Below are 13523 nucleotides of genomic sequence, written 5' to 3' on the forward strand. Positions count from 1 at the left end.
ACCTAACGACTGCACGGAGACCATCCGATAGTCGCCACCGAGCATGGATCGCTCACCCCCCAGGCCATGGATCGGCCGCTCAGCCTTTTCCAGAAGGTCCTGCCGCCGTGCTCGATTCCGTGTCCTCGCTCGCCCTCCGCAGCGCCCTCGATGGGCTCGCCCTGCGCCAGCGCGTGACGGCGAACAACATCGCCAACGTCAACACCCCCGGCTTCCACGCGCAGCGCGTGGACTTCGAGGACGCCCTGGCCCGCTCGGTGTCGATGGGGAACGGCAGCGTCCAGGCCACCACGGACACCTCCCTCGAGCCGACCCGGCTCAACGGCAGCAACGTCAACCTGGACACCGAGACCCTCTCCAACATCGACACCGTGCTGCGCTTCCAGTTCGCCGCACGCGCCGTCGAGGGCCCCTTCACCAGCATCCGCACGGCCCTGAGGACCTCCTGATGACCTTCGACGCCATCGGCATCTCCGGCACCGGCCTGACGCTGCACCGCAAGTGGCTCGACGCCGTGGCGGACAACATGGCCAACTCCAACACCGTCACCTCCACCGACGGTGCGGCCTTCCAGCAGCGCTACATCACCGCGCGGGCCGACGAGAACGGCCAGGGCGCCTACGTGGCGGGGGCCGAGTTCGGCAGCGCCGAGGGCCGCCTGGTCCACGAACCCGACCACCCGCTCGCGGACGAGGACGGTTACGTCCGTTACCCCGACATCGACATGAGCGCCCAGATGGGCCAGCTCATCATGGCGCAGCGCGGCTACCAGGCCAACGCCGCCGTCGTCGACCGCGCCAAGGCCACCTACGAAGCAGCCCTCCAGATCGGACGCTCCTGATGCCCGTTCCCGCCATCGGCGCGGTCCAGCCCGTCGCCACCTCCTACCTGCCGTCCGCCGGTGCGGTGTCCGACGCCGGAGGTTCCGGCTTCGCGACGTCCCTCACCTCGGCGGTGGACAACCTGCAGTCCCTGCAGTCGACGTCGAACGGGCTCGCCGTGCAGGCCGTCACCGGCGACCTCACCGACATCCACAACGCCACGCTGGCCTCGACGCGCGCCCAGGTGACGCTCGAACTCGTCGCGGCCGTCCGCAACAAGGGCGTTGACGCCTTCAACGAGATCATGAGGATGCAGGCCTGATGCCCACGCCGATGTCCACCGCCGCAACCCGCCTCGGGGATGCCGTGAAGAGCTTCACCATCGCCCAGCGCACCATCGCCATCATCGGCGTCGCCGTGCTCGTGCTCGGCGGTATCGCGCTCACCTCCTGGCTCTCCAAGCCGTCCTACACGCCGCTGTTCTCCGGGCTGAGCGGTGAGGACGCGAGCACCATCGTCGACCAGCTCCAGACCGACGGCGTGCCGTACGAGCTCACCAGCGGAGGCGGCACCATCCTCGTGCCGGAGAACGCCGTGTACGACCAGCGGATCAAGGCCGCCTCCGCAGGCCTGCCGTCGTCGTCCACCGGAGGCTACTCCCTGCTCGACGACATGGGAGTCACGTCCTCCGAGTTCCAGCAGTCCACCACCTACAAGCGTGCACTCGAGGGCGAGCTCGCCGCGACCGTCTCGGCGATCGACGGCGTCAAGACCGCCACGGTCCGTCTCGCCATCCCCGAGGACACCGTCTTCGTGGCCGAGCAGGGCAAGCCGACCGCCTCCGTCTTCGTCGAGACCAATCCGGGTGCAACCCTGTCCAGCGACCAGGTGCAGGCGATCACGCACCTCACCTCCGCCTCGATCGACCGCATGGACGCGGCGGACGTCGCCGTGATCGATGCCGAGGGCCGCGTGCTCTCCGCCGTCGGTGTCGGCGCCACCGGCGGGACGGACCAGCAGGCCTCCGACTACGAGAAGCGCGTCCAGGGTTCCGTGCAGGCCATGCTGGACCGCGTGGTCGGTGCCGGCAACGCCACCGTGGCCGTGGCCGCGGACATGAAGCTCGAGAGCGCGGAGCGTGTCGAGGAGACGTTCACGACGCCGGAGAACGCCCCTGCCCTGAACGAATCCACCACCACCGAGGCCTACGAGGGAGCCGGCGGCGGCAATGCCGGTGTCCTCGGCCCGGACAACATCGCGGTGCCCGCGGACGGCGCGGCCGGCGACGGGACGTTCAACTCCGAGTCGAGCACGCGCAACAACGCCGTGAACAAGACCACCGAGTCCACCACCGTGCCCGCGGGCGGGATCAACCGCCAGACCATCTCCGTCGCCGTGAACCGGGGCGCCACGGCCAACATGGACGTCGCGGCCCTGACGGCGCTCGTCGGCAGCGCCGCTGGTGTCGACGCGGCCCGCGGGGATGTCGTGACGGTCGAGGAACTGCCGTTCAACCGGGCCGGCGCGGATGCCGCCGCGGACGCCCTCGCCCAGGCGGAGGCGGCGCAGGCGGAGCAGCAGCGCGCCGAGCTGATCCGCACGCTGTCCATCGTCGCGGCCATCCTGCTCGTCGCCATCGTGGCGCTGATCATCTACGCCCGCCGGTCCCGCCGGCAGCGGCGCGAACCGCTGGACCTCGGCGAACTGCAGGGCGTCTACCCCGCGATCCCCGGCCCCGTGGCACCCGCGATCGATCCCGCCGTGGGACTCCTCAGCGCCGTCGAGCCCGCTCCCAGCACCACCACGATCGACGTCGCCGCCGTGCAGCAGGCACTGCAGGCAGGGTCCGCGGAATCGGACCTGGAGCGCATGCGCGCGGACATCGACGCCCTCGCATCCCAGGACCCGGCGAAGACCGCCGAGTTCCTGCGCAGCATGATGGATGACAGGCAGAGCGTATGAGCACCGTCGCACGCACATCGGTGACGGGTACGCAGAAGGCCGCGATGGTCCTGATGCAGCTCGACCAGGGCAGGGCCGCCGAGATCCTCAAGCAGATGTCCGAGGCCGAGGCCGAGGAGATCGTCGCGGAGATCGTCCGCCTGCGGCGGGTCGAGCCGGCGGCCGCGGAGGAGGCACTCGCCGAGTTCCACGAACTGACCATCAGTGGCCGGCACCGGACGCGCGGTGGCATGGACGTGGCCATCGGCCTCCTCGAATCGTCCTTCGGTGCCGAACGTGCAGCCGGCGTGGTGGGCCGCCTCGCCTCCACCGCAGCCGGCCGGTCGTTCGACTTCCTCGACAGCGTGGAAGCCGGCCAGATCCAGACCGTTCTCGAGGGCGAGCTGCCGCAGACCATCGCCCTCGTCCTCGCGCACCTCAAGCCGGAGCGCGCCTCCGCCGTGCTCGCCGGGCTCAACCCCTCGAGCCGCACCGACGTCGCCCAGTGCATCGCGACCATGGGATCCGCGACCCCCGAGGCCGTGTCCGTGGTGGCGGACACCATCAAGATCAGGGCCGGTGGCGTCGCCGCACCGCGCCACGGCATCTCCGCGATCGGCGGCATCCAGCCCCTCGTGGACATCATCAACCGGGCCGACGTCCTCACGGAACGCGAGCTGCTCGACGGCCTCGAGGACCGCGATCCCGCCCTGGCCGAGGAGGTGCGCGCCCGCATGCTGACCTTCGCGGACATCGTGAACCTCGAGCGCCGCGACGTCCAGCAGGTGCTGCGCGGCATCGACTCCGCCGTGCTCGCCCTCGCGATGAAGGGCGCCGCCGAGGCCGTGGTGACAGTGATCCGGGCGAACGTGTCCGAGCGGAACCGGGAGATCCTCGACGACGAGATCCGCGGCGTCGGGCCGGTCCGCATCTCGCAGGTGGAGGAGGCCCGCGCCGAGGTGGTGCGTGCCATCCGCGACCTCGAGGCGCAGGGCGTCATCACGATCCAGCGCGGGGACGAGGACGAGTATGTCGACTGATGCACTGACCCCCGTCACCTTCCCGTACCTCGGCCGGGGTTCCGGGCAGGCCGCACACGACACCGCCGTGGCGCAGGGCCACTCCGCAGGCTATGCCGACGGGCTGGCGCTCGCGCGCGCGGAACTCGCCGAGCACCGGGCTCGGCTCGAGGCCGAGGCCGCGTCCGCACGCCTGCAGGCGGAGGCCCTGCTCGCACAGCGGCTGCGGGTCCTCGACGCCGCGGCGCGTGCCCTCGAAGCCCGGACAGCGCCCGTGCTGGACCAGGCCCGGGAGCGCATCCTCGACGCCGCCTTCGGCATCACCGAGGCCCTGCTCGGGCGCGCCCTGGCCGACGGTCCGACCTCCGCCCGGAACGCCGTCGCGCGTGCCCTCGAGGGTGCGGACGGCGAGGACGTGCGGGCCGTCCGCCTGCACCCCGCCGACCTCGCCCTGCTGGCGCCGGGTGACGCTCCCCAGGGCGTGACGCTGGTGCCCGACGCATCCCTGGGCAGGGGCGATGCCGTCGCCGAGTGCCCGAACGGGTCCATCGACGCGCGGCTCGGTACCGCCCTCGCGCGGGTCCGCACCGCACTGGCGGGAGGGACGGCGTGACGCTCGCCATCGACGACGCCGTCCGCCTCGCCCGCCTCGCAGCCGCACCCCAGCGCGTGGGACGCGTCGCCTCCGTCGTTGGCCTCGGCGTCGACGTGGTGGGACTCGACTGTGCCATCGGGGACCTCGTGACCATCGGTGACGACGCACCCGTGGACGCCGAGGTGGTCGCCGCCTCCCTGACCGGGCTGCGCTGCATGCCCTACGGCCATCTCTCCGGCATCCAGGCCGGAGCGCCCGTGCGCGCCCAGGGTGCACCCCTGCTGGTGCCGGCGGGGCCCGGACTGCTCGGGCGCGTGCTCGACGGCGTCGGGCGGCCCATCGACGGACGTGGTCCGCTCACCGACGTGACCTGGGTGTCCCTGGACAACACGCCGCCCGGAGCCCTCGAACGCACGCGCATCACCGAGCCCCTGCAACTCGGCGTGCGGGTGATGGACACGCTCACCACCGTGGGCCGCGGGCAGCGCATGGGACTCTTCGCGGGATCCGGCGTCGGCAAGTCCTCCCTGCTCTCGATGATCGCGCGGGGCACCGACGCGGCCGTCTCGGTGATCGCCCTCGTGGGCGAGCGCGGCCGCGAGGTCCGGGATTTCCTCGAGGACGACCTCGGGCCCGAGGGCCTCGCCCGGTCGATCGTCGTGGTCTCGACCTCGGACGAGCCCGCGCTCCTGCGCCTGCGCGCCGCCTTCGTCGCCACGCGGATCGCCGAATCCTTCCGCGACGGCGGCGCCGACGTCATGCTCATGATGGACTCGCTGACGCGCGTCGCCATGGCCCAGCGGGAGATCGGCCTCAGCGTCGGCGAGCCCCCCGCCACCCGCGGGTACCCGCCGTCCACCTTCTCCCTGCTCGCCCAGCTGCTCGAACGCGCGGGGACCGGGGCCGTCGGCTCCGTGACCGGGATGTACACGGTGCTCGTGGACGGTGACGACCACAACGAGCCGGTCGCCGACGCCGCGCGGTCCATCCTCGACGGGCACGTGGTGCTCGACCGCAAGCTCGCCGTCGCCGGACATTTCCCGTCCATCGACCCCCTCGCCTCCATCTCCCGCGTCGCCTCCCGTGTCACCACGCGCGAGCAGGCCGGCGCAGCCGGTGCACTCCGCAGGACGCTGGCCGCGCGCAAGGCCGCCCAGGACCTGATCGACGTCGGCGCGTACCACCGGGGGACCAACCGGCTGGTGGATGCCGCCGTCGACCACGAAGCCGCGATCAACGCCTTCCTGCAGCAGCGCATGGACGAACAGACGCCGTCCGGCGACGCCTGGAACCGCCTCGCCCACCTCACCGCATCGATGGGAGTCTCCTGATGCCACGACAGTTCCCCCTCGCCGGCCTGCTCCGGCTCCGACAGCTGCGTGAGGACGAGGCCGCAGGGTCGCTGGCCGCCGCCAACGAGCGGCTGCGCGCCTCGCGGGCCCGCACGGACGGCATCAGCGATGCCCTCGACGGCACGGACCTCGACCCCGCGGAGTCCGCGTCCCTCTACGCCGTGGCCGCTGCTCGTGCCTCCGCGCGCAGCACGCTCGCCGACCTCCACGCCCTCGAGGCCCAGCTCCAGGCGGACCAGGAGCGTGCACAGGACCACTACCGGGCCGCACGCGCGGCGACCGTGGGCCTCGAGAAGCTCGAGACACGGCACCGGGACACCGAGGCGACGGCGCTGCTCGGCGCCGAGCAGCGCGTGCTCGACGAGATCGCTGCCGCCGGCCGGCGGCAGCACACAGCAAAGGACCGGACATGACGATGACCGACGCGGTGGGCCGCATCCAGCAGATCCAGTCCACCCTCACCATGCTCTCCGCCCCGGCAGGGCGGACGCAGGCCGGCGCCACCCCCGGTTCGACGACGGCCACCGGTTCGGCGACGGCAGCCGGTACCCCTGCGGCGTCTGCGCCGACGGCGTCCGCGGACCTGTTCGCCGACGCCCTCGCCGGCGCCGCAGCACCGTCCGCCGTAGCGGATACCGGCAGTGCCGCAGGTGCCTCCGGTGCCGCGCCGCTGCCTGCCCCTGCTTCGGCCGACGCCGCCCGGCTCATCGAGGCGGCGCGCGCGTACGAGGGCGTGCCCTATGTCTGGGGCGGCACCGACCCGGCCTCGGGCCTCGACTGCTCGGGATTCGTACAGCGTGCCTATGCCGACATCGGCATCCAGATCCCGCGCGTGACCTGGGACCAGATGAACGCGGGTACGCAGGTCCCGTCCCTCGCCGAAGCGCAGCCCGGTGACCTCCTGTTCAGCCACGACGGCGGACACGTGTCCATGTACCTCGGCGGAGGCAAGGCGATCGACGCACCGCAGCCGGGCCAGACCGTGGCGGTCCGCGACATGTGGGAGACGGACGCGAACATCACGACCATCCGCCGCATCCTGCCGGCCGCGCCGGAGGGCGCCGCCTCGGTGGCACCCGCAGACCTCACCTCCGCCTCCGTGGCGCCGGCGTCCGCGGCATCGGGCGCTGCCGATACCGCGTACGCGGCCCAGGCGGCGTTCCTCGCGAGCATGGCGCGATGAGCCCAGTGCAGCTTCCTTCCACCGTGGCGCCTGCCCGCGACGCCGTGCATGTTCCCAGGCTGTCCTCCGGTGCGCGGGGCCCGGCCGACGGCGCACCCTCGTTCGGTGAGCTGTACCGCCGCCACGCGGCGGACCGTCCCGGCCCGGGTCCCGTCCCTGCCGGTCCGCGCCTGTCCGCGTCACCGTCCGCCTCCCCGTCGGCTCCGCCCGACGCGCCTTCCGCCGTGTCGACACTTTCCGCCGTGTCGGCTCCGTCCACCGCGTCGGACCCCATGACCGCGACCGTACCGGGCGCCGTCCCTCCCGCCGGAACGGCACCTGCCGCCCCCGATGCCGGAGGCAGCGTTCCTCCGCCGCCGGTCGACGGCACCGCTGCCCCCGACCTGCCGGCGACGCCGCCCCCTGCTGTCCAGGCTCCGGCTCCGTCGGCGGGTGCGCCGGTGGGCGGAGCCGCGGTGCAGGGGACCGGGAGCCCGTCCGCCGGACCGGGAACGGCATCGGCTCCTGCGGCATCCGCTGTGGCATTCTCCGCGGCGAGCACGGCGGCCCCGACGGCCGAGCCCCGTTCCGCCTCGACTGCAGGACCGTCGGACGGGGGAGCGGTGCTCGCCTCGCCGGAGGTGTCAGCCGGAGTCGTGGCTGGTGCGCAGCCGGCTCTCCCGACGTCCGGAGCGACGGCGTCGACGGCCACCCCGGACGCCGCTCCCGGCGGTGTCCCCGCAGCAGCGGTGGCGTCCAGCGCACCCGGCGGTGGAGCCGGAACCGGGATCGCCATGTCAGGCTCCCCGTCGGATCCCGTCGACCAGGCTCCGACAGCGACGGGCACCCCTCGAACCGCCTCCGCCCCGCGCGCCGGCGTCCCGAGCGAGCAGGTCTCGGCGCCGGCCGGCGCCGCAGGGTCGGTCGGCCCCGACGCGACCGGTCCGGACGTGGTCAGCCCCGACGCGACCGGCCCCGACGTGACCAGCGGTACGGGCGGCGCCGCGCCGTCGGCCGCGGTGCCGGATGTGCCCGCGGCGCCGGCCGACGCCGATGCTGTCCCTCCTGCCGCCGCGCGCATCGAGATGCCGGTCGCCGCACAGCCGGTGGCCGCAGCCCCGGGCGGCGCCACGGAGTCGCAGGCGCCCGTCCGCGCAGGGACCGCACCGCTGCCCCAGCAACTCGGTGCCCCCGCCTTCGCGCTCGCCCAGGCCGCAGCCGATGCCCCGGGCGGTACGAGCACCATCACCGTCACGGTCGCCCCCGACGACCTCGGGCCCATCACCATCCGCGCGAGCATCTCCGCGGACGGCACGAGACTCGAGTTCTTCTCCACCACGGACGGCGGCCGAGACGCCCTCAGGCAGGCGCTACCCGACCTGCGGCGCGAGGCGTCGTCGTCGGGCCTGTCCGCGTCGCTCGACCTCGGGACCGGCACTCCCGACGAGGGCAGGGACGGGCCGCGGGACGACAGGCCGCGGCACGCCCCGCCCGGGGGAGAACGACCAGTGCCGACCCCCATCCCCTGGACCAGCCGCCCAGCGGCGGGCTCCCCGACCCTCGACCTCTTCGCCTGATCCGGAAGGACTGCCATGCCCGTAGATCCCGTCGCCTCCGCGACCTTCGCCCCTCCCGAGGCATCCGCCACGGGAACCCGCAAGCAGGCCATGGACTCCGAGGTCTTCATGTCGCTGCTCGTCAGCCAGCTCCGCAACCAGGACCCCAGTGCGCCGATGGACACCAACCAGATGATCTCCCAGACCACGCAACTGGCCATGATGGAGAAGATCACGCAGATGACCGGCATCAGCGAGGAGAACTTCCACCTCCAGATGCGCTCCTCGGCCGCCGCGCTGCTCGGCAACGAGGTCTCCTACACCGGGACGGACGGCGTCGAAGCGCGCGGCACCGCGACCGCGGTCTCCTACAGCGGCCCCGTCCCCACCGTCACGATCGGCGGCAAGAGCATCGCGCTCGACCTCGTCTCCGGGGTCGGGACAGTGCCCGCGCCCACCCCCACGACCTGATCCCGCCGATTCCTTCCTGATCCTGCACCGAACCTCCCGCACCTCCCGCTCCGCACCGAAAGGCACCACCATGCTTCGCTCGCTCTACTCCGGTATCTCGGGGCTCCGCTCCCACCAGACCATGCTCGACGTCACCGGCAACAACATCGCCAACGTCAACACGACGGGCTTCAAGGCCTCGGCCACCCAGTTCCAGGACACGCTGTCCCAGATGACCCAGGGAGGGGGCGCTCCCCAGGAGGCCCTCGGCGGTACCAACCCCGCCCAGGTCGGCCTCGGCGTGCAGGTGGCCGGTATCGTCACCAACTTCTCGCAGGGCTCGGCCCAGGCCACGGGCCGGGCCACCGACATGATGATCTCCGGCGACGGCTTCTTCATCTCGCGCCTCGGCGGCGAGACCCTGTACACCCGGGCCGGCGCCTTCACCCCCGACGCCGAGGGCAGGCTCGTCACTCCGGACGGTTCGCTCGTCCAGGGCTGGCCCGCCGTCAACGGCGTCGTGCAGCAGGGCGGGGCCGTCGGTGACCTGCGGATGCCCAAGGGCGCGGTGTCACCGGCGCAGGCGACGACGACCGCCCGCGTCACGGGGAACCTGCCCTCCGATGCCGCAGTGGGCACCCAGATCACGCAGGAGGTCGAGGTGTACGGCGCGGACGGCGCCGCACGCGATCTCACGCTGACCTTCACCCGCTCGGCAGCGGGCTGGAACGTCGCGGGCCAGGACGCGAACGGCGCGACCGGCGCCGGCCAGCTCGTGCTGCCCGACGGCCAGGCCTCGGCGGGTTCATCCGTCGCCGTGGGCGGGATCGCCGTCGACCTCTCGGCCGTCACGGGCTTCGCCGAGCTCAGGACCGTCTCCATCTCGGAGCGCAACGGACGCACCGCCGGCACCCTCGACTCGTTCACGGTCGGCGCCGACGGCACCCTGGTCGGTGCCTTCAGCAACGGCAGCCGGCAGCCCCTCGGCCGGGTGGCGCTCGCCGGCTTCGTCAACCCCGCGGGCCTCGAGAAGGCGGGCGGGTCCTCCTACCGTGCGACGGCGAACTCGGGGGCCGCGGAGATCGGCACGGCCGGCTCCAACGGTCTCGGGTCGCTCGACGCGGGCACCCTCGAGATGTCGAACGTCGACCTCTCGCAGGAGTTCACCAACCTGATCGTCGCGCAGCGCGGTTTCCAGGCGAACGCACGCATCATCACCACGTCCGACGAGGTGCTGCAGGAGCTCGCGAACCTGAAGCGCTAGCCGGACCGGCCGATCAGGGGCGGACCTGACCGGGCAGGGTCAGGATCTCCGCCCCGTCGTCGGTGATGGCGATCGTGTGCTCGCTGTGCGCCGTCCGGCAGCCCGTGGCGCTCCGGAGCGTCCAGCCGTCGGCGTCGGTGACCAGGGCGGCGGTGTCCACCATGACCCAGGGCTCCAGCGCCAGCAGGAGCCCTGGGCGCAGGACGTAGCCGCGCCCCGGCCTGCCGGTGTTGGCGATATGCGGGTCCTGGTGCATCGTCGACCCGATACCGTGTCCGCCGAAGTCGGTGTTGATGGGATAGCCCGCCTCGCCCAGGACCGAGCCGATCGCGAAGGAGATGTCGCCGATGCGGGCTCCTGGTCCGGCTGCTGCGATGCCTGCGGCCAGCGCGCGTTCGGTGGCTCCGATCAGCGCGAGGCTCTCCGCCGGCTGCGTCTCGCCCACGACGAAGCTGATGGCGGAGTCCGCGGCGATCCCGGCCTTCGACACGGCGAGGTCGAGTGTCACCAGGTCGCCGTCGGCGAGCGCGTAGTCGCGGGGCAGCCCGTGGAGGACGGCGTCGTTCACGGAGGTGCAGACGTAGTGGCCGAACGGGCCGCGCCCGAAGGACGGCGCATAGTCGACGTAGCAGGACTCCGCCCCGGCCTCGGCGATCATGTCCGCGGTCCACCGGTCGATGTCCAGGAGGTTCGTGCCGACGGCGCTGCGGCCCTTCAGCGTGTGCAGGATGTGCCCGACGAGCGCGCCGGTCTCCCGTGCCCTGTCCAGTTCGGAGGAGGTGAGGATCTCGATCATGCGGTGCCTTTCCGGGGAACCCAATAACTATACCGGTAATAGTATCCCGGTACTAGACTCGGAGCCATGGTCAGACTGCCGCTCACGCCGGGGGAGGTCGAGCGCGGACAGCGCCTCGGCGCCCTCCTGCGGCGCGCCAGGGCCGAGCGCTCCATGCTCGAGACGGCACTCGACGCCGGCGTCTCGCCGGAGACCCTCCGTAAGATCGAGTCGGGTCGTGTGGCCACTCCCGCCTTCCCGACCATCGCTGCCATCGCCGACGTCCTCGGTCTCTCCCTGGATGTCGTGTGGGCCGAGATCAACCAGCCCGAGCGCGACGTCGAGCAGGCCCGCCGCGACGGGCGGGAGCGACTGGCGTCCTAGGGGCGTCCTTACGAAGCTGCGGCACGTGCCGACAGTGGAGGAAAGAGGCCCCGCCGGGGCGTCCCGACTCCAGGATGTCCGATGATCGTGGTGACCCGGCTCAACGAGAGCCAGTTCGCGGTGAACCCTGACCTCATCGAGCGCATCCACGAGAATCCGGACACCACGCTCGTGATGGTCGACGGCGCGAAGTACATCGTGACCGAATCCCTGCACGAGGTGATCGACCTCATCGCGGCCTATCGGGCCCGTATCCTCTCACTCGCCCGGTTCCAGCCGGTGGAACCCACGGATCCGACCGGGCAGCGACCGCTCGGGCTCGTCCGCGATCGCGACGCCGCCGCGGCGCCTGCCCGCCCGGGCACCGACGTCGATCCCGGCGCCGGCACGCCCGTCCAGCTCAGACCAAGGAACAACTGATGGATCCCGCAACACTCGTCGGCATTCTCCTCGCTTTCGGTGCGCTGTACGCGATGATCACCCTCGAGGGTGCCCACGTGCAGTCACTCCTCCTGCCGGCGCCCATGGTCCTCGTGTTCGTCGCCACCCTCGCGGTCGGCATCGCCGGTGGCACCCTGAAGGACTTCATCGTCGCGGTGAAGGCCGTCCCGCCGGCGATCATGGGCAAAAGCACGCCTCCCCAGGACACCATCGACAGCGTGGTGGTGCTCGCGGAGAAGGCCCGCAGCGAGGGACTGCTCGCGCTCGAGGAGGAGGCCACCACGGCGAAGGACCCGTTCCTCCGGGGCGCACTGCAGAACATCGCGGACGGGACGGACGGCGAGGAGCTGCGCGAGATGCTCGAGGACGAGATCGATTCCGCCTCCTCGACCCACCGCACGGCGTCCAAGTTCTTCATGAGCCTCGGGGGCTATGCGCCGACCGTGGGCATCGTCGGGACGGTGGTGTCCCTGACGCACGTCCTCGAGAACCTCTCGAAGCCCGACGAACTGGGCCACATGATCGCCGCGGCGTTCGTGGCCACCCTCTGGGGCCTGCTCTCGGCGAACTTCCTCTGGCTGCCGATCGGTACCCGCATCAAGCGCCTCGGTGACATGGAGACCGCCCGGATGACCCTCCTGATGGAGGGCGTGCTGGCGGTCCAGGCCGGCAGCCAGCCGCGGCTGCTCGGCGAGCGGCTGAAGGCCATGGTGCCGCAGCACGCCCTGGGCAAGGGCGGGAAGGGCGGCAAGGACGACGGAAAGGCTCCGAAGGCCGCCAAGGGCGCCAAGGGAACGGGCGACGGCGCGGCGCAGGGCAAGGCCGCGGCGTGAGCAGGCGCCCCCACCGGAAGAACCGGGGCGAGGACCACGCCGACGAGCATCCGGACGAGCGCTGGATGGCGTCCTACATGGACATGGTCACCGTGCTGATGTGCATGTTCATCGTCCTCTACGCCATGTCCACCGTCGACCAGGCCAAGTTCGAGCAACTGCGCGTCTCCCTCGCCACGGGTTTCGGGGCGGTGGAGACGGCGACCGTCGACACGGCCGAGGGCACCGTGGTGCCCGCCGAGTACGCCAACGAGGAGGGGGAGTCCTTCACGGGGGGCGCGGCCCTCACGGATGCGGAGCCGGAGACGGAGCAGGAGGAGCCCGGTGCTGCGGCGGTGGCCGCGCCGGCGCCGTCGCCCTCGCCGTCGGCCGGTGGTGACACCGCCGAGCCCGTGACGGACCGGGAACGCGCCGTCGAGGAGGTCGAGAACCTCCGGGCCCTGCAGGAGCGCATCGATGCCGGGCTGAAGGAGCGCGACCTCGCCGAGGCCGTCCGCTACGTCATCGACGAGCGCGGCCTCACCATCCGGCTCGTCAGCTCGGAGACCTTCTTCCTCCCGGACAGCGCCCAGCTGACCGACCAGACGCTGCGCATCCTCGAGAGCGTGGGCCCCGTCCTCGCTTCGATCCCCAACGAGGTGGGCGTCGAGGGCCACACGGCACGCCTGCCCGACTCCGTGCCGCGGCCGCTCGACTGGGAGCTGTCCACCGAGCGGGCGGTGAACGTGGTGCGCCACCTCATCGACACGGGTGGCGTGCCCGCCCTCCGGCTCTCGGCCATCGGCTACGGCGAATCCCGTCCGCTCGCCCCCGGGACCAGCGAGGCGGAACTCGAACTCAACCGCCGCGTGGACATCGTGGTGCACTCCGACCAGCCCGAGAGCGTCCGCGGCCTCATGCCGGAGATCGCCGCCGGCGGCTGAATCGCTA

17 protein-coding genes are annotated in these 13523 nt (G+C 72.2%); 16 read left to right on the top strand and 1 reads right to left on the bottom strand.

Annotated features, from left to right (window positions below; genetic code table 11):
• Positions 1 to 107: 107 nt before the first annotated feature.
• The 12 genes from ACX80L_RS09670 (at position 108) to ACX80L_RS09725 (ending at position 10160) form a co-directional block, all read left to right on the top strand.
• Positions 108 to 449 carry a flagellar basal body rod protein FlgB gene (locus ACX80L_RS09670; RefSeq protein WP_133080393.1) on the top strand — a complete coding sequence of 114 codons (342 nt, stop codon included), beginning with the start codon at positions 108 to 110 and terminating at the stop codon, positions 447 to 449.
• Entirely contained in the window at positions 449 to 841 is a 393-nt protein-coding gene (locus tag ACX80L_RS09675) for a flagellar basal body rod protein FlgC (protein ID WP_133080394.1), read from the top strand. The genes ACX80L_RS09670 and ACX80L_RS09675 overlap by 1 nt, the downstream gene beginning before the upstream one ends.
• Positions 841 to 1143, top strand: coding sequence for a flagellar hook-basal body complex protein FliE (fliE, locus tag ACX80L_RS09680; protein ID WP_133080395.1), 303 nt, complete (start codon positions 841 to 843; stop codon positions 1141 to 1143). Before ACX80L_RS09675 ends, fliE begins: the two co-directional genes overlap by 1 nt.
• The gene (fliF, locus tag ACX80L_RS09685) at positions 1143 to 2783 is read left to right on the top strand and encodes a flagellar basal-body MS-ring/collar protein FliF (protein WP_459289278.1); all 1641 of its coding nucleotides are present in this window, start codon (positions 1143 to 1145) and stop codon (positions 2781 to 2783) included. Before fliE ends, fliF begins: the two co-directional genes overlap by 1 nt.
• Positions 2780 to 3802, top strand: coding sequence for a flagellar motor switch protein FliG (gene fliG, locus ACX80L_RS09690; protein ID WP_133080397.1), 1023 nt, complete (start codon positions 2780 to 2782; stop codon positions 3800 to 3802). Before fliF ends, fliG begins: the two co-directional genes overlap by 4 nt.
• Complete coding sequence (locus tag ACX80L_RS09695; protein WP_459268906.1) at positions 3792 to 4394, top strand: FliH/SctL family protein; 603 nt, start codon at positions 3792 to 3794, stop codon at positions 4392 to 4394. The genes fliG and ACX80L_RS09695 overlap by 11 nt, the downstream gene beginning before the upstream one ends.
• Entirely contained in the window at positions 4391 to 5707 is a 1317-nt protein-coding gene (locus ACX80L_RS09700) for a FliI/YscN family ATPase (RefSeq protein WP_133080399.1), read from the top strand. The genes ACX80L_RS09695 and ACX80L_RS09700 overlap by 4 nt, the downstream gene beginning before the upstream one ends.
• Positions 5707 to 6141: a flagellar FliJ family protein gene (locus ACX80L_RS09705; protein ID WP_459289280.1), complete on the top strand. Its 435-nt coding sequence runs from the start codon at positions 5707 to 5709 to the stop codon at positions 6139 to 6141. Before ACX80L_RS09700 ends, ACX80L_RS09705 begins: the two co-directional genes overlap by 1 nt.
• Positions 6138 to 6911, top strand: coding sequence for a C40 family peptidase (locus tag ACX80L_RS09710; RefSeq protein WP_459289282.1), 774 nt, complete (start codon positions 6138 to 6140; stop codon positions 6909 to 6911). Before ACX80L_RS09705 ends, ACX80L_RS09710 begins: the two co-directional genes overlap by 4 nt.
• On the top strand, positions 6908 to 8467 hold the full coding sequence (locus ACX80L_RS09715; protein WP_459289284.1) for a flagellar hook-length control protein FliK: 1560 nt from the start codon (positions 6908 to 6910) through the stop codon (positions 8465 to 8467). The genes ACX80L_RS09710 and ACX80L_RS09715 overlap by 4 nt, the downstream gene beginning before the upstream one ends.
• Positions 8468 to 8482: 15 nt before the next feature.
• Entirely contained in the window at positions 8483 to 8917 is a 435-nt protein-coding gene (locus ACX80L_RS09720) for a flagellar hook capping FlgD N-terminal domain-containing protein (RefSeq protein WP_133080403.1), read from the top strand.
• Between the two features lie 70 nt (positions 8918 to 8987).
• On the top strand, positions 8988 to 10160 hold the full coding sequence (locus ACX80L_RS09725; RefSeq protein WP_208741777.1) for a flagellar hook protein FlgE: 1173 nt from the start codon (positions 8988 to 8990) through the stop codon (positions 10158 to 10160).
• Between the two features lie 13 nt (positions 10161 to 10173).
• Here the strand turns inward: ACX80L_RS09725 and map are convergent, their stop codons facing one another.
• Positions 10174 to 10956, bottom strand: a complete 783-nt coding sequence (map, locus tag ACX80L_RS09730) for a type I methionyl aminopeptidase (protein ID WP_459289286.1) — start codon at positions 10954 to 10956, stop codon at positions 10174 to 10176.
• Positions 10957 to 11022: 66 nt separating this feature from the next.
• Here map and ACX80L_RS09735 point away from each other — a divergent pair, with 66 nt between their 5' ends.
• The 4 genes from ACX80L_RS09735 to ACX80L_RS09750 all read left to right on the top strand — a co-directional run bounded on the left by ACX80L_RS09735 (position 11023) and on the right by ACX80L_RS09750 (position 13516).
• Entirely contained in the window at positions 11023 to 11319 is a 297-nt protein-coding gene (locus tag ACX80L_RS09735) for a helix-turn-helix domain-containing protein (protein WP_208739142.1), read from the top strand.
• 81 nt (positions 11320 to 11400) lie between these two features.
• Positions 11401 to 11739 carry a flagellar FlbD family protein gene (locus ACX80L_RS09740; protein ID WP_133080407.1) on the top strand — a complete coding sequence of 113 codons (339 nt, stop codon included), beginning with the start codon at positions 11401 to 11403 and terminating at the stop codon, positions 11737 to 11739.
• The gene (locus ACX80L_RS09745; RefSeq protein ID WP_459289288.1) at positions 11739 to 12593 is read left to right on the top strand and encodes a motility protein A; all 855 of its coding nucleotides are present in this window, start codon (positions 11739 to 11741) and stop codon (positions 12591 to 12593) included. The genes ACX80L_RS09740 and ACX80L_RS09745 overlap by 1 nt, the downstream gene beginning before the upstream one ends.
• Positions 12590 to 13516, top strand: a complete 927-nt coding sequence (locus ACX80L_RS09750) for an OmpA/MotB family protein (RefSeq protein WP_459289290.1) — start codon at positions 12590 to 12592, stop codon at positions 13514 to 13516. Before ACX80L_RS09745 ends, ACX80L_RS09750 begins: the two co-directional genes overlap by 4 nt.
• The last annotated feature ends 7 nt before the right edge of the window (positions 13517 to 13523 follow it).

It is taken from the genome of Arthrobacter sp. MDT1-48-3, from assembly GCF_054511015.1.